The sequence below is a fragment of the Amycolatopsis nalaikhensis genome (assembly GCF_030264295.1).
Classification (GTDB): domain Bacteria; phylum Actinomycetota; class Actinomycetes; order Mycobacteriales; family Pseudonocardiaceae; genus Amycolatopsis; species Amycolatopsis nalaikhensis.
This window is the reverse complement of sequence record NZ_CP127173.1, coordinates 1,697,815-1,713,813: the sequence shown is the minus strand read 5'-3', so window position 1 is coordinate 1,713,813 and position 15,999 is coordinate 1,697,815. Positions and strand designations below refer to the sequence as shown.

15 protein-coding genes and 1 pseudogene are annotated in these 15,999 nt (G+C 71.4%); 10 read left to right on the top strand and 6 right to left on the bottom strand.

The genetic code is table 11. The features are described from left to right. Positions 1 to 56: 56 nt before the first annotated feature. The 4 genes from QP939_RS08160 to QP939_RS08145 all read right to left on the bottom strand — a co-directional run bounded on the left by QP939_RS08160 (position 57) and on the right by QP939_RS08145 (position 4,129). Positions 57 to 923 (bottom strand): aldehyde dehydrogenase family protein, encoded by an 867-nt coding sequence (locus QP939_RS08160; RefSeq protein WP_285455981.1) that lies wholly within the window; start codon positions 921 to 923, stop codon positions 57 to 59. Continuing rightward, positions 916 to 2,349: an aldehyde dehydrogenase family protein gene (locus QP939_RS08155; RefSeq protein WP_285455980.1), complete on the bottom strand. Its 1,434-nt coding sequence runs from the start codon at positions 2,347 to 2,349 to the stop codon at positions 916 to 918. The genes QP939_RS08160 and QP939_RS08155 overlap by 8 nt, the downstream gene beginning before the upstream one ends. Continuing rightward, complete coding sequence (deoC, locus tag QP939_RS08150) at positions 2,349 to 3,323, bottom strand: deoxyribose-phosphate aldolase (RefSeq protein WP_285455979.1); 975 nt, start codon at positions 3,321 to 3,323, stop codon at positions 2,349 to 2,351. The genes QP939_RS08155 and deoC overlap by 1 nt, the downstream gene beginning before the upstream one ends. A gap of 191 nt (positions 3,324 to 3,514) precedes the next feature. Next, complete coding sequence (locus QP939_RS08145) at positions 3,515 to 4,129, bottom strand: DUF1707 SHOCT-like domain-containing protein (protein ID WP_285459693.1); 615 nt, start codon at positions 4,127 to 4,129, stop codon at positions 3,515 to 3,517. 85 nt (positions 4,130 to 4,214) lie between these two features. Here QP939_RS08145 and QP939_RS08140 point away from each other — a divergent pair, with 85 nt between their 5' ends. Further along, positions 4,215 to 4,637: a protein-tyrosine phosphatase family protein gene (locus QP939_RS08140; RefSeq protein ID WP_285455978.1), complete on the top strand. Its 423-nt coding sequence runs from the start codon at positions 4,215 to 4,217 to the stop codon at positions 4,635 to 4,637. Between the two features lie 5 nt (positions 4,638 to 4,642). Then, positions 4,643 to 5,266: a uracil phosphoribosyltransferase gene (gene upp / locus QP939_RS08135; protein ID WP_285455977.1), complete on the top strand. Its 624-nt coding sequence runs from the start codon at positions 4,643 to 4,645 to the stop codon at positions 5,264 to 5,266. A 138-nt stretch (positions 5,267 to 5,404) separates the two neighbouring features. Here upp and QP939_RS08130 read toward each other — a convergent pair whose 3' ends face one another. Continuing rightward, a complete protein-coding gene (locus QP939_RS08130) occupies positions 5,405 to 6,778 on the bottom strand; it encodes a hypothetical protein (protein WP_285455976.1) in 1,374 nt (457 codons plus the stop codon). Positions 6,779 to 6,854: 76 nt separating this feature from the next. Between QP939_RS08130 and QP939_RS08125 the strand changes: the two genes are divergently transcribed. Together QP939_RS08125 and QP939_RS08120 are read left to right on the top strand one after the other, a co-directional pair. Continuing rightward, complete coding sequence (locus QP939_RS08125) at positions 6,855 to 7,424, top strand: RNA polymerase sigma factor (RefSeq protein ID WP_414641951.1); 570 nt, start codon at positions 6,855 to 6,857, stop codon at positions 7,422 to 7,424. Then, positions 7,421 to 8,686 (top strand): hypothetical protein, encoded by a 1,266-nt coding sequence (locus QP939_RS08120; protein WP_285455974.1) that lies wholly within the window; start codon positions 7,421 to 7,423, stop codon positions 8,684 to 8,686. Before QP939_RS08125 ends, QP939_RS08120 begins: the two co-directional genes overlap by 4 nt. Here QP939_RS08120 and QP939_RS08115 read toward each other — a convergent pair. Then, entirely contained in the window at positions 8,659 to 9,276 is a 618-nt protein-coding gene (locus tag QP939_RS08115; protein ID WP_285455972.1) for a TetR/AcrR family transcriptional regulator, read from the bottom strand. The genes QP939_RS08120 and QP939_RS08115 overlap by 28 nt on opposite strands. Positions 9,277 to 9,359: 83 nt before the next feature. Between QP939_RS08115 and QP939_RS08110 the strand changes: the two genes are divergently transcribed. From QP939_RS08110 to QP939_RS08085, 6 genes and pseudogenes are all read left to right on the top strand, one after another. Beyond that, on the top strand, positions 9,360 to 9,761 hold the full coding sequence (locus tag QP939_RS08110; protein WP_285455971.1) for a MerR family transcriptional regulator: 402 nt from the start codon (positions 9,360 to 9,362) through the stop codon (positions 9,759 to 9,761). Positions 9,762 to 9,811: 50 nt separating this feature from the next. Then, positions 9,812 to 10,736: pseudogene (locus tag QP939_RS08105) on the top strand (aldo/keto reductase). Positions 10,737 to 10,817: 81 nt separating this feature from the next. After that, on the top strand, positions 10,818 to 12,359 hold the full coding sequence (locus QP939_RS08100; protein ID WP_285455970.1) for an NAD(P)-binding domain-containing protein: 1,542 nt from the start codon (positions 10,818 to 10,820) through the stop codon (positions 12,357 to 12,359). Next, the gene (locus tag QP939_RS08095; RefSeq protein ID WP_285455969.1) at positions 12,359 to 13,429 is read left to right on the top strand and encodes an alpha-hydroxy acid oxidase; all 1,071 of its coding nucleotides are present in this window, start codon (positions 12,359 to 12,361) and stop codon (positions 13,427 to 13,429) included. The genes QP939_RS08100 and QP939_RS08095 overlap by 1 nt, the downstream gene beginning before the upstream one ends. Continuing rightward, positions 13,426 to 14,679 carry a cytochrome P450 family protein gene (locus QP939_RS08090; RefSeq protein WP_285455968.1) on the top strand — a complete coding sequence of 418 codons (1,254 nt, stop codon included), beginning with the start codon at positions 13,426 to 13,428 and terminating at the stop codon, positions 14,677 to 14,679. Before QP939_RS08095 ends, QP939_RS08090 begins: the two co-directional genes overlap by 4 nt. Continuing rightward, complete coding sequence (locus QP939_RS08085; RefSeq protein WP_285455967.1) at positions 14,676 to 15,956, top strand: cation:proton antiporter; 1,281 nt, start codon at positions 14,676 to 14,678, stop codon at positions 15,954 to 15,956. Before QP939_RS08090 ends, QP939_RS08085 begins: the two co-directional genes overlap by 4 nt. Positions 15,957 to 15,999 lie beyond the last annotated feature (43 nt).

Sequence of the window (15,999 nt, the reverse complement as noted above, 5' to 3'; positions counted from 1 at the left end):
GGCGCAAAGCCGCGGGGGCCACCACCCGAGGTGGCGGCCCCCGCGGCTCCGGGAACTCAGACGCCCAGCGGGTGCCAGACCGTCTTGGCCTCCAGGTACCGGCGCAGCCGCGACAGGTCCGGCGCCGCCGTCCAGTCCGGCTCGGACTCCGGGACCGTCAGGACCCTCTTCACCGTTCCCGCCGCTTCGCGGGCCAGCTCCGGGCGGTCCTCCGGGGCCGCTCCCGTCGGGTCCAGCGCGTTCACGTCGCCGTGCGAAGCCAGCCACGAGCCCAGCTCCGACGCGCGCCCTGTCAGGATGTTCGCCACCCCGCCCGGGACGTCCGACGTCGCCAGGACCTCCGACAGCGTGATCGCCGGGAGGGGACGCTCCGCGCTCGACACCACCACCGCCGTCGAGCCCGTCGCCAGCACCGGGGCCAGGACCTCGACCAGGCCCAGCAACGACGACCGCTGCGGGGCCAGGACCGCGACCACGCCCGTCGGCTCCGGGACCGTGAACGAGAAGTACGGGCCCGCCACCGGGTTCGCCGCGCCCAGGACCGTCGCGATCTTGTCCGTCCAGCCCGCGTACCAGACCCAGCGGTCGATGGCCGCGTCCACAGTGGACTCGGCCTTCTTCGCCGACAGGCCCTCCGACGCCGACACCTCCGCGGCGAACTGGTCGCGACGCCCTTCCAGCACCTCGGCCACCCGGTACAGCACCTGGCCGCGGTTGTACGCCGTGGCCGACGACCAGCCCGGGAAGGCCTTGCGCGCGGCCACCACCGCGTCGCGCACGTCCTTGCGGGACGCGTGCGCCGCGTTCGCCAGGAACTTGCCCTTCGGGTCCGTCACCGGGTACACCCGGCCCGACTCCGAACGCGGGAACTTGCCGCCGATGTACAGCTTGTACGTCTTCGCGACGGAAATCCGGTCAGACATTCAGGTACGCCTCCAGCCCGGTGCGGCCGCCTTCGCGCCCGAAGCCGGATTCCTGGTAGCCGCCGAACGGGGCGGCGGGGTCGAAGCGGTTGAAGGTGTTGGCCCAGACCACGCCCGCGCGCAGCTGGTTCGCCATCCACAGGATGCGGGAGCCCTTTTCGGTCCAGATGCCCGCCGAAAGCCCGTACGGCGTGTTGTTCGCCTTCGCCACGGCCTCGTCCGGCGTGCGGAACGTCAGCACCGACAGCACCGGGCCGAAGATCTCCTCGCGCGCGATCCGCATCGACTGGTGGACGTTCGCGAACACCGTCGGCGCGAAGAAGAACCCGCGGTCCGGCACCGGGCACGGACTCGTCCAGCGCTGCGCGCCTTCGGCGTCACCCGACTCGACCAGCCCGCGGATCTTCGCCAGCTGCTCGGCCGAGTTGATCGCGCCGATGTCGGTGTTCTTGTCGAGGGGGTCGCCGATGCGCAGCGTCGAGACGCGGTAGTGCAGCTTCTCCAGCACCTCTTCGGCGATGGACTCCTGGACCAGCAGGCGCGAACCCGCGCAGCAGACGTGGCCCTGGTTGAAGAAGATGCCGTTGACGATGCCCTCGATGGCCTGGTCGAGCGGCGCGTCCTCGAACACGACGTTCGCCGCCTTGCCGCCCAGCTCCAGCGTCAGCTTCTTCGGCGTGCCCGCGACCTGACGCTGGATCGCCTTGCCGACCTCGGTGGAGCCGGTGAACGCGATCTTGTCGATGCCCGCGTGCTCCACAATGGACGCACCGATGTCGCCCGCGCCCGGCAGGATGTTCACGACGCCCGGCGGCAGCTCCGCCTGCTGGCAGATCTCCGCGAACACCAGCGCGGTCAACGGCGTCGTCTCGGCGGGCTTCAGCACCACCGTGTTGCCCGTCGCCAGCGCCGGGGCGATCTTCCACGCCAGCATCAGCAGCGGGAAGTTCCACGGGATGATCTGGCCCGCGACGCCGAGAGGCTGGGGGTTCGGGCCGTAACCGGCGTACTCCAGCTTGTCGGCCCAGCCCGCGTGGTAGAAGAAGTGCGCCGCCGCCGTCGGGACGTCGGAGTCGCGCGACTCCTTGATCGGCTTGCCGTTGTCCAGGCTTTCCAGCACCGCCAGCTCGCGCGAGCGCTCCTGGATCAGCCGCGCGATGCGGAACAGGTACTTCGCGCGCTCGGTGCCCGGCATCTTCGACCAGACGTTGTCGTACGCCTTGCGCGCGGCCTTGACCGCGATGTCCACATCGGACTTCGACGCCGTGCCGACCTCGGCCAGCACCTCTTCGGTGGCGGGGTTGATCGTCTTGAGCGGCTCACCCGAGCCGTCGACGAACTCGCCGTTCACGAACGGCTTGTAGGAGTCCTTCAGGTTCGCGATGGCGCGCGACTCCGGCGCCGGTGCGTACTCGAAAACAGGCATCAGTCCACCGTCACGTAGTCGGGGCCGCTGTAGTGGCCGTCCACCTGGGTGCGGCGCTGCAGCAGCAGGTCGTTGAGCAGGCTGGACGCGCCGAAGCGGAACAGGTCCGGGGTCAGCCACTGCTCGCCGGCGACCTCGTGCACGGCGACCAGGTACTTGATCGCGTCCTTCGTCGTCCGGATGCCGCCCGCGGGCTTGACGCCGCGCAGCTGGCCGGTCTGCCGGTGCCAGTCGTGGACGGCCTGCAGCATGATGTGGGTGACCGGCAGCGTCGCGGCGGGGGAGACCTTGCCGGTGGAGGTCTTGATGAAGTCCCCGCCGGCCAGCAGCGCCAGCCACGACGCGCGCCGCACGTTGTCGTAGGTCGCCAGCTCGCCGGTCTCGAGGATGACCTTCAGGTGCGCGTCGCCGCAGGCGGCTTTGACGGCCTGGATCTCCTCGAAGACGTCCATGTAGCGGCCTTCGAGGAAGGCACCGCGGTCGATCACCATGTCGACTTCGTGCGCACCGGCGTCGACGGCGATCTTGGTGTCGGCCAGCTTGATCTCGCGGCTGGTGCGGCCCGAGGGGAAGCCGGTGGCGACGCTGGCGACGTGCACGCCGCTGCCCTTCAGCGCTTCGAAGGCCGTGGCGACGAGGTCGGGGTACACGCAGACGGCGGCGACGCGCGGGGTGTCCTGGCGCTCGGGATCGGGGCGGACCGCCTTCGCGGCGAGCGCCCGGACCTTGCCGTGGGTGTCGGCGCCCTCCAGCGTGGTCAGGTCGACCATGGAGATGGCAGTGTCGATGGCCCACCGCTTGGCGTCCTTCTTGATGCTGCGCGTGCCGAGGCCCGCCGCGCGCTGCTCGACGCCGACCTGGTCGACACCGGGCAGCCCGAGCAGGAAGCGGCGCAGGCTCGCGTCGTCGCGAGTCGCGTCCGCCAGCGGTGCCGGGGTGGCCGGCGCCGCTGACGTGCTGGTCGTGGCTGTCATGCGCCTGAGTCTAGGCGGCGGGTCCGACAGCGCGCGGCGTCCGGCAGTGGGTCACCCGGTGTGACGCTCCCGGCTTGGTGTGTCACTGCGGCAAGCGCCCCAATGTGGCCTTCGGTGCGTCAGACGCAACCAAGGCGGCCTTCGGTGCGTCAGACGCAACCAAGGCCACATTGGGGCGCTCTGGGCCGCGGTCAGGCGCCTTCGATCCGCGGCGGCTCGGTCCGCTGAGCGGGTTTCCGGTAAACGACGACCCCGCCCCAGAACCCGAGCCCGTTGATCTTCACCGTCGGCGCGGTCGGCGGCGCGGGTGGTGCCCCCGACTTGTCCTCCAGCACGAACCCGCCCATGAAGCCGATCCCCGTGACGTCCACGTTGATGTCGTCCGGGACCGTGATCTGGATGCCGCCCATGATGGCTACCGCCGTGATCGTGCAGTGCTTGTCCGCGAAGCGCGCCTGCCTCAGGTCAATCTCCGTGCCGCCCCAGAACGCGAAGCTGTTGTGCTGCGGGGGCAGGACCCAGCTGCCCTTGCGGACCGCGCCCGACAGCACGCCGATCGACACCGGGGAGCCCGGGTGGCCGCCGATGCGCTGGTCCGGGAAGCCCACTGCCCGCGTCGTCGCCGGTTCGACCGCCGCCGACGCCGACGGGAGGTCTGCCGTCACCGGCTTGAGCTCCCCCAGCGTCTTCGCCGCGTAGACCGTCGAGAGCCGCTCTTCCAGCTCGTTCACCGTGATGCGCCCTTCCGAGAGGGCGTTGTGCAGCACCTGCGCGACGCGCTCGCGGTCCGCGTCGGAAGCCCGCATCTGGTCGGGCGTCAGTTCGCTCACCCGGGGCAGCCTAGCGGCGAAAACCACCCACCGTGTCCATCTTCCGGAGGACAATGAGCCGATGGTCGAGTTTCCGGACGGCACCCGCGTGCAGGGGCGTGGGCTGGCGCGCCCACGCCCCGACGGACCCGAGCCCGATTTCGGGCTCTACCTGGGCACGAGCAGGCTGCGGCGCAAGCACGGCGGTGGCCTCACCTGGCCGCACGAATGGGTCACCTGGCCCGACTTCCTGCTGCCGGTGGACACCGCGGACGCCCATCGCAAGATCAAGGCGCTCCACGAACGCGCGAAGACCGAGACCGTCGAGGTCGCCTGCTACGGCGGCGCCGGGCGGACCGGCACCGTGATGGCCTGCCTCGCCGTCCTCTCCGGCGTCCCCGCGGACCAAGCCGTGGCCTGGACCAGAGCGCACTACCACGAACGCGCCGTCGAAACGCCCTGGCAGCGCGGCTGGGTGAAACGCTTCGCGGGACGGCTAGATTGACCCGCATGGATGTGCACGTCGTCGACCACCCCCTCGCGAAGGCCCGGCTCTCCACGATGCGCGACGCGCGCACCGACAGCGCCGCGTTCCGGGCCGCGCTGCACGAACTGACCGTCATGCTGGTCTACGAAGCCACGCGCGACGTGCCGGTGAAGACCGAGCGGATCCACACGCCGGTCGCCCGCACCGAGGGCTACACGCTGGCCAAGCCGCCGCTGCTCGTCCCGGTGCTGCGGGCCGGGCTCGGCATGGCCGACCAGGCGCACAAGCTGATCCCGGACGCGCAGATGGGCTTCGTCGGCCTCGCGCGCGACGAGGAGACGCTGAAGCCGACGCCGTACCTGGAGTCGCTGCCGGAGTCGCTCGCCGACCGGCCGGTCATGGTGCTCGACCCGATGCTCGCCACCGGCGGCTCGATGGAGTACACGATCCGGCTGCTCACCGACCGCGGCGCCGACGACGTCACGGCCATCTGCGCGCTCGCCGCGCCGGAAGGCCTGGCGCACCTGGAAAAGACCGGCCTGCCGGTCCGGGTGGTCACCGCCAGCATCGACGAGCGCCTCAACGACTCGGGCTTCATCGTCCCGGGCCTCGGCGACGCCGGCGACCGCCAGTACGGCGCCGTCTAGCGTTGCCGGTCCTGAAGTGGCGGTGACCGCCGTCGCGGTCACCGCCGGGCTGCTCTGGCTCTTGTCAGGGCAACCGGACGCGCCGGTGCGGATCGACGCGGGTCCGCTCCGGGGACCGGTTCGAGTTCTCGTGGAGGCTCAGTTCGGTACGAGGTAGAGGTCCTGCCTCCCCAACGTCGGCGCATCGATGACCCAGTGCGCGAGAGCATCCGGCGGTGGGCTCGGCAGGCGACGCAGCACCAGATCGGGACGCCGCGGCTGGACGTCGTAATCAAAGAACGCATAGTCCACCCGAAGCGCCGCACGAAGCCAGCGGTTGCCCGAACCGCGAGCGTCGATGGCCGCTGGAACCAGGCCGCGGTCGGCGAACACGTCGACGATCGCGCACTCGCACGTGTACGCCAGCACGCCGATCTCCCCCGCGCTGCCGACCACGCGCGACCCCGCCAACTCCCGCAAGTCGCGGCCGATCGACGCGTACTTCGCCGTCGACGCGTAGTTCGACGTCAGCGGTGCGAACTCCCGCGACGAACCCACGTACGCGACGACGGAAGCCATCACCACCGCGAGGACGGCCCCAGTCGCGACCCGGCGAGAAGCCGCCCAAGCGCAGACGCACACCGTCGCCGCGGTGATCCCCGGCCCGTAGTACCAGTGGTAGGGCGGCACGTTCAGCAGCACGTACGCCCCGTAGTACAGCGCGGCACCCCAGGCCAGCGGCGCGAACGGCCGGAGCCGGAACGCGAAGGGCAACGCCACCAGCGGCAGGAACGACAGCACCGTCGGCCACGGTGCCGTCCGGATGTAGAACAGGGGCCCGTTGGCGAAGGTCCACTCACCCCACGTCCGTTGCGCGCCCTGCAGTGTCTTGATCACGAACGTGTCCGGCACCGCCGCGCCGAGCACCACCCAGCTGAACGCGAACCACGGCAGCGCGACCAGCACCACCCCGAGCAGCGCGCGGCCGGAGCGCACCGAGATGCCCAGGACCGCCGCGAAGATCAGCAGGTCCAGCCGGACCAGGGCGAGCGCGCCCGCGGTGAGCCCGAACTCCAACGGCCGCCGTTCGACGGCGAACACCGTCAGCCACCCCAGCACCGCTGCGCCCAGTGCGACCTCAAGCCCGATCGACGACAGCAGCAGCGGGTTCGCCGTCAGCGCCGCGAACGTCAACGCGGGGAACCAGCGCGGCAACGCCGTGCCGAGCCGGCGTAGGGCCAGGACGAACGCGACCTGGCACAGCACGTACAACACCCCGGCCGCGACGACGGCGTCCCGGACCACGAACGTCAGCGCGGCCAGGGCCAGGACGTTCGCCGGTGACGTCGCCGAGTTCGACGTCGCGTCGGCCAGCAGTCCCCAGTGCCCGTGGAACGCCAGGTTGCGCGCGTACGCGAGCGTGATGAACGTGTCGTCGACCAGGTGCCGCCGGGCCAGCACGAACACCGCCGCCGACACGCAAGCGACCACCACCGGGAGCACGCGCTTGTCCGTGGTCCGGACCTGTCCCATGATCACGACCGGAAGTGGCCGTCCGGTGCCGGGAAGTTGCGCGCAACAATCCGGCCGGTGCCGGCCACAGAGGGGTGTGACCAGCCATGCGACGGGGGCGCCGGTGGGCGATCAGGCGCTGTGGGACCGGGCCGCCGAGGGCGACGAGGCCGCGTTCAGCGAGCTCTTCGAACGGCACGCCGAGGCGGTCTGGAACCACGCCTACCGGCTGACCGGCTCGTGGTCGGGCGCCGAAGACCTGACCTCGACGACGTTCCTGACCGCCTGGCGCCGCCGCGCCGACGTGCGGCTCGTGCGCGACAGCGCCCTGCCGTGGCTCTACACGGTGGCGGGCAACGCCGCCCGCGACGAGCACCGCGGCGCGAGACGGCGGCTGCGGCTGATCCGGAAGATCCCGGACCCGCCGGTCGTGTCCGACCACGCCGACGCCGTGGCCGAACGGCTCGACGGCGAGCAGCGGCTGCGCGAGGTCGTCGACGCCGTGCGGAAGCTGCCGAAGTCGCAGCGGGACGTCGTCGAGCTCTGCCTGCTCGGCGAGCTGAGCACCGCCGACGCCGCCGAGCTGCTGGCCGTCGCCGAGGTCACCGTCCGCGCCCACCTGTCCCGGGCCCGCGCCCGCCTGCGCACGCTGCTGGAGGAGAAATGAGCGACGACCTCGGCCTCCCGCCGCGGCGGGACCTGCCCGACGACGTTCGCGACCGCCTCCGCGCCGAACTCCGCCGGGGCTTGGCGAAGCGCGGACCGTCGAAGGTCTGGTACGCGGCCGCGGCGGCGGTCGTGCTCGCCGCGGGCGCGCTCGTCGCGTCCCAGGTGCTGCGGCCGCAACCGGTCGCCGCTCCGCCGCCGGTCCCGGACCCGATCCCCGGCGATCACCTCACCCTCGACCCGAAGGTGGCGACGTCTTCGCTGGACCGCTGCTGGGCCGCGGTGCGGGCGGCGGGCAAGACGGACCGCGTGCCGCCGCGCGAAGACTGGGTCCCCCTCTTCACGGATGTCCAGGGGACGGACTCGGTGGTCGCGGCGACCGCCGGCGGCAAGCCGCTGTTCTGCGAGACCACCGAGACGACCGTGACGCTGTCGGACCCGGGAGCCACGCCCGCGTACGTGCCGGGCACCCGCACCGGGCTGCTGCTGCACACCGCGACCGGTGTGGTCGGCGGGGTGCTCGACCCGGCCGCGAAGGGCGCCCACCTCGACTCGTGGATCGAGGGCGGGGACTCCATGTCGCAGACCATCCGCCCGTCTTCGGTCACCGGCCAGTTCGTCGGGATGACCCGCTCCGACCCGGCGCGGACGACGCTCACCGTCGGCAAGCCCATGGACCCGGACCAGAAGACGCTGCCCGCCGCCCCGCCGCCGCTGGTCGCGGTCGCCGACCGGCCGATGGCCGCCGACCGGACCTCACCCGCGGGCCGCGCGCTGGGTGACTGCCTGGCCGCGGCGCGGACGGAGGTGATCCCGGACGCCGCGGCCTACTCCCCGGGGCCGCTCCTCGAAGCCGGGGACTTCCGGGTGGTCATGGGCCGCTTCGGCGGTCAGGTCGTGGTCTGCGAAACCCAGCCGGACTACCAGCGGCCCGGCCGGACGAAGTCCCGCGCGTTCCCCGACTTCACCGGCCCCAAGACCGAGGCGGCCCGCACGCTGACCGTGGACACCTTGGGCCACCCCGAGTCGGGTGCGCCGCCGGGAACGGCGCGGCACCCGTACGTCGCGGCCCTGCCCACGACCGCGGTCGAGGCCACCCTCGACTTCGGCATCGGGACGAGCGCCGAGGTCGAGGTCGTCGACGGCATGGCCGCCGCCTGGATCCCGGCGAACATCGCCCTCACGCCGGAGGCGATGGTCCACGTCCAGGCCCGCGACGCGCAGGGCAAGGTCGTCTACGACGGGTCGCTGCGGCTGGTCTGAGGCCGCAGCCAGCCGGCGGCGTTCGCGCGCAGGGCCCGCTCGTACGAGGCCGTGACGTCGAACTCCTCCGGCAGGTTGCCGGTCAGCTCCAGCGAGACGAGCCCGTGCACGCAGGCCCAGCAGCCGACCGCGATCGTCTCCGGCGGGACGTCGAGGAAGACGCCGTCGGCGATCGCGCGGCGGATGATGCGTTCCAGGGGCTTCAATGTCTGGCGGGCGAGCTTCTCGGCGTCCTCGTTGGGCTCGAACCCGGGCACCGACCTGGTGAACATGATCCCGTAGAGGTTCGGGTCGGCCAGCGCGCTCGCGCGGTAGGCGCTGCCGAGGGCGACGAGGTCCTCGACGGCGTCGCCGGTCAGCGGGGTGCCGGCCATCCGGGCGCCGAAGCGGCGGAAGCCTTCGGTGTAGAGGGCGTTCACCAGGTCGGGCTTGCTGCCGAAGAGGGAGTACACGGCGGTGGTCGACGTGCCGGCGTCGGCGGCCAGCTTCCGCAGGGAAAGCGCCTTCGGCCCGTCCGCGGCGATCAGCTCACCGGCGCGGTCCAGGAGCTTCAGCCGGAGCGCTTCGTCGTGCGTGCGGGGTCGAGCCATCGCCCCAGCGTATCGCAACACTGTTATGGAAGGCAGAGCGAGGATTTGACCTGGAGTGCACTCCAGGTCGTAGTGTCGGGCGCATGAGCTACTCGATAGCGGAAGCCGCTCGACGTAGCGGGCTGTCCATCGACACCCTCCGGTACTACGAGCGCATCAAACTGCTCGACCCGCCCGCCCGCGACACCGCGGGCCGCCGGGCGTACTCCGACGACGACCTCACCTGGCTCGGTTTCCTGACCAAGCTGCGCACCACCGGGATGCCCATCAAGAGCATGCGCGAGTACGCGTCGCTGCGCCGCCACGGCGTCGCGAGCGCGGGCCGCCGCAAGGCCCTGCTGGTGGAGCAGCGCCGGTCGGTGGCCGAGCGGATCGCCGAGCTGCAGACCTGCCTCGACGTCCTCGACTACAAGATCGACAACTACGAACGCATCGAGCAGAGCGTGCTCGGCGCCGGACCCCGTGTGGAGGGAATTTCCGCGTGAAGAACAGGAAGCTGGGCGGTCTGGAGGTCGGCGCCCAGGGGCTCGGCTGCATGGGGATGAGCCAGGCCTACGGCGTCCGCGACAACGACGAGGAGTCGATCGCCACGATCCACCGGGCGCTCGAGCTCGGCGTGACGCTGCTGGACACCGCGAACGTCTACGCGAACGGCGTCAACGAGGAGCTGGTCGGCCGCGCGATCGCCGGCCGCCGCGACGAGGTCGTGCTCGCGACGAAGTTCGGCATCGAGTGGACCGACGGCGTGATGGGGGCCCGGGGGGACGCCGCGTACGTCAAGCGGAGCTGCGACGAGTCGCTGCGCCGCCTCGGCGTCGACCACATCGACCTCTACTACCAGCACCGCGTCGACCCGGACACCCCGATCGAGGAGACCTGGGGCGCGCTGGCCGAGCTGGCCGAGGCCGGGAAGATCCGGTACGCCGGGATTTCCGAGGCGAGCGCCGCGACCATCCGGGCCGCGCACGCCGTGCACCCGGTGACCGCGCTGCAGAGCGAGTGGTCGCTGTGGACCCGCGGCATCGAAGGCGAAATCCTCGACACGTGCCGGGAAGCTCGGCATCGGCGTCGTGCCGTTCTCGCCACTCGGGCGGGGTTTCCTGACCGGCGCGGTGACGTCGGTGAAGGACCTGCCGGAAGACGACATGCGCCGCGGGCTGCCGCGGTTCGCCGAGGGCAACTTCGAGCGGAACCTGGCCATCGTCGACGCCCTGCGCGCGCTCGCCGAGCGGAAGGGCGTCACCGCCGGTCAGCTCGCGCTGGCCTGGGTGCAGGCCCAGGGCGAGGACGTCGTGCCGATCCCGGGCACCAAGCGCCGCAAGTACCTCGAGGAGAACGTGGCGGCGGCTTCGCTGGAGCTGACGGCGGAAGACCTGGCGGCCATCGAGGCGGCGGCGCCGGCGGACGCGATCGCGGGGGAGCGTTACCCCGAACGCCTGGCCCGCGCGGCCGGAAGGTAACCACTTCTGAGCCTTTTCTGAGATCTCCGGAGCAGGCTCGGCGCCGATCAAGCGGTCGGTGCCGAGTCGCAGGAGGTCGTCGTGGCGGAGGAAGTACTCGATTATCTGGTCGTCGGGGCCGGGCCGGCCGGGCTGCAGCTGGGGCAGCACCTCGGCCACGCCGGGCACCGGTACCTGGTGCTGGAGGCGGGGTCCGCGCCCGGCCACTTCTTCGAGACCTTCCCGCGGCACCGGACCCTCATCTCCATCAACAAGAAGCACACCGGCTACACCGACCCGGAGCTGAACCTCCGGATGGACTGGAACTCGATCCTCGCCGACGGCGACGCCGACCCGGTCCTGTTCACCGACTACAGCGAACTGCTCTTCCCGGACGCCCCGGACTTCCTGCACTACCTCGCCGATTACGCGGCGAAGCACCAGGTCCGCGTCCGCTACGACACCCGGGTGACGCGCATCGGCCGCGATCCGGAAAGCGCTCTCTTCGTCCTCACCGCCGGTGACGAAGAGTTCACGGCGCGCCGGCTGGTCATGGCCAGCGGCGTCACGAAGCCGTTCATCCCGGACTTCCCCGGTGTCGAGCTGATCGACCAGTACGCCGACGTCAGCGTCGACCCGGACGAGTTCACCGACCAGCGCGTCCTGGTGCTGGGCAAGGGGAACTCGGCCTTCGAGACCGCCGACAACCTCATCGAGAAGGCCGCGGTCGTGCACGTCGGCGGGCCGCGGCCGGTGAAGCTGGCCTGGCGCACGCACTTCGTCGGCCACCTGCGCGCCTACAACGCGGGCATCCTCGACATGTACCAGCTCAAGCTGCAGCACGCGATCCTCGACGGCGACGTGCGGGAGGTCCGCAAGGACGCCGACGGCTACCACGTCAAGTTCGCGTTCGCCCGCGCCGACGAGGTGATCAAGGAGATCCGCTACGACCGCGTGATCTGCTGCACCGGCTTCCGGTTCGACGCCTCGCTGTTCGACGAGGACTGCCGCCCGGAGCTGGTCATCGACGGCCGCTTCCCGGCGCAGACACCGGACTTCGAGTCGGTGAACGTGCCCGGCCTGTACTTCGCCGGCACGATCACCCAGTCCCGCGGCTTCAAGAAGGCCACCAACCCGTTCATCCACGGCTTCCGCTACGGCGTCCGCGCGCTGGCCAAGGTGCTGAACGAGCGGCACCACGACACGCCGTGGCCGCACGTCGAGCTGCCCGCCAAGCCGGACGCGCTGACCGAGGCCGTGATCGGCCGGATCAACCGGACTTCCGCGCTGTACCAGCAGTTCGGCTTCCTCGCCGACGTCCTGGTCGTGGACGGCGACACCGCCCGCTACCTCGAAGAGGTGCCGGTGGACCGGGTCCTGGCCGACCCGCCGGACGACGCCTACGTCGTCACCCTCGACTACGGGCCCGACCACGACAAGATCGACCCGTTCGACTTCGTCGCCCGCGCCGCCCAGGACAAGGCCAACGACCACGGCGAGGGCCACTACCTGCACCCGATCGTCCGGCACTACCGGCGCGGCGAGCTGGTCGCCACCCACCACGTCACCGAGAACCTCGAGAACGAGTGGGACAAGGAAGTCCACATCGGACCGCTGGCCGCGTTCTTCGCGCGGGAGCTGTGATGCGCACGGTTGCGGAGTTCGAGGCGTCGGCCCGGCAGCGCCTCGACCCGGTGCACTACGACTACTTCGCGGGCGGCGCGCAGGACGAGATCACCGTCGCGGAAAACGAGGCGGCGTTCAAGAGGCTGCGGCTGCTGCCCCGCGTGCTGCGCGGCAGCGACAAGCGCGACCTGAGCGTGACACTGCTCGGGACGCCGTCGTCGATGCCGATCCTCGTCGCGCCCACGGCGTTCCACCGGCTCGCCCACCCCGACGGCGAACTCGCCACGGCGCGCGCAGCGGCGCGCGCGGGCACCGTCCTCATCGTCAGCATGGCCGCCACCACGGCGATCGAGCACGTCGCCGCGGCGGCCCGCGAAGTGAGCCCGGACCCCGGCCTGTGGTTCCAGCTCTACCTGCAGCCCGACCTCGAGTTCACCGAGGCGATCGTGCGGCGCGCCGAAAACGCCGGGGTGAAGGCGTTCGTCGTCACCGTGGACTCGCCCGTGCTCGGCCGCCGCGCCCGCGACGACCGCAACGGCTTCCACGACCTGCCCGCCGGGCTGGCCGTGGAGAACCTGCGCGACATCGGCGAAAACCGCAGCGGTGGCACCACCAGTCACGTGCGTGACATCGTCATGTCGGCCGCGCTGAACTGGGACCACATCGCGTGGCTGCGGAGCAAGACCAAGCTGCCGGTGCTGATCAAGGGCGTGCTGCACGCCGAGGACGCGCGGCTGGCCGTGCACCACGGCGTCGCCGGGATCGTCGTGTCCAACCACGGGGGCCGTCAACTCGACACCGTGCCCGCCACGATCGACGTCCTGCCGGAGATCGCGGCGGCCGTCGGCGGGGCGATCCCGGTGCTGCTGGACGGCGGGATCCGCCGCGGCACCGACGTCGTCAAGGCCCTCGCGCTGGGCGCCGACGCGGTCGGCGTCGGCCGCCCGGTGGTGTGGGGGCTGGCCGCGGGCGGGCGCGAAGGCGTCACGGAAGTCCTCGAGCTGCTGCGGGCGGACTTCGACCAGGCCCTCGCCCTGTGCGGCGGGCGGCACCCGGCCGACCTCACCCCGGACCAGGTCCGGCGATGATCGGCAAGGTGCTGGCCGCGGCCGCGGTGGCCTCGGCGCCCGCGTGGCTGCCCGGCCGGGTCGTGGCCCTGCGGATGAAGATCTTCTCCCTGGTCAACGGCCAGGAAGTGGTGACGATCCCGGGCGAGCAGGTCGGGGCGCGGGACTTCAAGCGCGTCTACGCCGACCCGGCGGCGAACGGCCGCAGCCGCGGCGCCGCGCTGTCCGACCTGTTCTGGTACTGGCTCGCGCCCGGGCCCGAGGTGCACCAGGAGCACCTCGAAGCCGGGCCGCGCTACGACGAAGTCGCGAAGTGCACGCGCCACATCCTGGTCAAGTCCAAAAAGGACTCCGAGGAGCTGACCCGGCGGGTGGCCGCGCACGTGCTGGCCGACGTCCGGCCCGGGCTCGTCCGGCTGCGCGACGCGATGATGCCGATCTGGGCCGAGCTGTACTACGAGCTGGTCTTCGACGAGCCGTGCCCGCCCGAGGCGCGGGACCTCATCGTGGGCCACGCCGACGACGTCGTCTCGGCCCTGAAGTGCGTGCGGCCGCGGAACATGCGCCGCCGGGCGCGCCTGACGAAGTACCTGCGGCGCCGCCTCGACGACGTCCCGCACCCGCTGCCGGAATCACTGACGCGCGAGGAACAGGCGTACTACCTGCAGGGCACGTTCTTCAACACGGCCGTCGTGCAGATGTCCGAGGCGATGGCGCACCTGCTGATGATCATCGCCCAGCGGCCGGAGCTGCGGGAACAGCTGGACGACGACGCCTTCCTCGACCGCGTCATCGACGACGGCCTGCGCGAGTACCCGCTGTTCGGCATCGCGCACCGGATCTCCACCGGCGACATCGAGCTGGAGCACCTGACGATCCCGGCGGGCACCGTGTTGTGCTTCAGCTACCCGGGTTACGCCGCGCAGTCCGCAAAGGACGCTTTCATCCCCTTCGGGGTGGCACAGAACCGCGCGTGCCCGGCCCGCGGGCTCGCGCCGGTGACCATGCGGGTCGTGGCACGCGAAGTGCTGCGCCGCTTCGACCTCGCCTCGTCCGCCGGGCACACGCGCTCGATCCCCAACCGCGGCCCGGCGCTGCTCACCCCGCGCGGCGCGCGTCGCAAGCGCTGGCCGCTGGCGTGGCTGGCGGTCCGCGACCGCTGGGAAGACGTCTGGCGCAGCCTCGCCCAGCTGGTGTTCGGCACGTACATGGTGCTCGACGCCCGCCGCCAAGCCCTTTGCTCGAACTACTTCGCCGGAGGCGACGCATGACCCCGTCCGAAGCGGCACCGGTCTTCTTCCTCGCCGTCGTGGTGATCCTCCTGGTCGTGCGGCTGGTCTGCGCGGTCGCCGTGAAGCTCGGCCAGCCGCCGGTGGTCGGCGAGATGGTCGCCGGCGTCCTGCTCGGCCCGTCGCTGTTCGGGCTGCTGCTACCGGACGTGCAGGCGGCGCTGTTCCCGGACGCGGTCCGCTCGCTGCTCTACACCGGTGGCCAGATCGGCCTCGTCATCTACATGTTCGGCGCGGGGTACGAGTTCAACCTGCGCAGCATCGCGAACTCGCGGAAGTCGGTCGCCGCGATCTCCTCGGCCGGGACGCTGGTGCCGCTGGCGCTGGGGATCGCGGTCGCGGTGCTCGGGACGTCGTGGGTCGGCATCGGCAAGGAGGGCGTCTCCCCGGTGGTGTCGGCGGCGTTCGTCGGGGTGGCCGTGGCGATCACGGCGTTCCCGATGATGGTCCGGATCATCACCGAACGCGGGATCGCCTCGACGAAATTCGGTTCGCTGGCGCTGGCCTGCGGTGCGCTCGACGACGTCCTCGCGTGGCTGCTGCTGGCCGTCGTGCTCGGCATGCACGCGGGGTCGGCCGGGCCGGTCGCGCTCGCGCTCGGCGGTGGCCTGCTGTTCGCACTGCTGGTGTTCCTCGTCGGGCGGCGGCTGCTGAACCGGATGATGGGCAGCGACCGGGTGAGCGTCGACCAGCGGGTGCTCGTCACGGCGCTGATCCTGTTCGCGGCGGCCTGGTTCACCGACACCATCGGGCTGTACGCGGTGTTCGGCGCGTTCACCGTCGGGGTCGCGTTCCCGCGCGGCGCCGCTTCCGACGCCGTGCTCGCGAAGATCATGCCGATCGGGCGGATCGTGTTCGTCCCGCTGTTTTTCACCTATTCCGGCCTGAACACCCGGTTCGCGCTGCTCGCCGACCCGAAGCTGCTCGCCTTCGCGCTCGTCACGGTGGTGGTGGCGATCATCGGGAAGCTCGGCGCGTCGTGGGGCGCGGCCCGGCTGGCGGGGGAGCCGCCCGCGATCGCCACCCGCGTCGGCGTGCTCGTCAACGCCCGCGGGCTGATGCAGCTGATCGCGTTGAACGTCGGGCTCGCCGCCGGGATCGTCTCGTCGGCGTTGTTCACGGTGCTGGTGCTGGTCGCGTTGGTGACCACGATCATGACCGCGCCGGTGCTCGGCTGGCTCGACCGCCGCGATGCCCGCAAGGGGAGTACCGAGGTGCTCCTGATGGCCGATCCGGTCCCGGTCACCGGGAAAAGTTGAGGGTTCAATTTCGGAAAATCACTGCCAGTATGGACGTGTGCAC

Bases quoted from the DNA above. Each gene is read 5' to 3' on its own strand.
- QP939_RS08160 (WP_285455981.1), bottom strand. From the start codon at position 923: ATGTCTGACCGGATTTCCGTCGCGAAGACGTACAAGCTGTACATCGGC.
- QP939_RS08155 (WP_285455980.1), bottom strand. From the start codon at position 2,349: ATGCCTGTTTTCGAGTACGCACCGGCGCCGGAGTCGCGCGCCATCGCG.
- deoC (WP_285455979.1), bottom strand. From the start codon at position 3,323: ATGACAGCCACGACCAGCACGTCAGCGGCGCCGGCCACCCCGGCACCG.
- QP939_RS08145 (WP_285459693.1), bottom strand. From the start codon at position 4,129: ATGCGGGCTTCCGACGCGGACCGCGAGCGCGTCGCGCAGGTGCTGCAC.
- QP939_RS08140 (WP_285455978.1), top strand. From the start codon at position 4,215: ATGGTCGAGTTTCCGGACGGCACCCGCGTGCAGGGGCGTGGGCTGGCG.
- upp (WP_285455977.1), top strand. From the start codon at position 4,643: ATGGATGTGCACGTCGTCGACCACCCCCTCGCGAAGGCCCGGCTCTCC.
- QP939_RS08130 (WP_285455976.1), bottom strand. From the start codon at position 6,778: ATGGGACAGGTCCGGACCACGGACAAGCGCGTGCTCCCGGTGGTGGTC.
- QP939_RS08120 (WP_285455974.1), top strand. From the start codon at position 7,421: ATGAGCGACGACCTCGGCCTCCCGCCGCGGCGGGACCTGCCCGACGAC.
- QP939_RS08115 (WP_285455972.1), bottom strand. From the start codon at position 9,276: ATGGCTCGACCCCGCACGCACGACGAAGCGCTCCGGCTGAAGCTCCTG.
- QP939_RS08110 (WP_285455971.1), top strand. From the start codon at position 9,360: ATGAGCTACTCGATAGCGGAAGCCGCTCGACGTAGCGGGCTGTCCATC.
- QP939_RS08095 (WP_285455969.1), top strand. From the start codon at position 12,359: ATGCGCACGGTTGCGGAGTTCGAGGCGTCGGCCCGGCAGCGCCTCGAC.
- QP939_RS08090 (WP_285455968.1), top strand. From the start codon at position 13,426: ATGATCGGCAAGGTGCTGGCCGCGGCCGCGGTGGCCTCGGCGCCCGCG.
- QP939_RS08085 (WP_285455967.1), top strand. From the start codon at position 14,676: ATGACCCCGTCCGAAGCGGCACCGGTCTTCTTCCTCGCCGTCGTGGTG.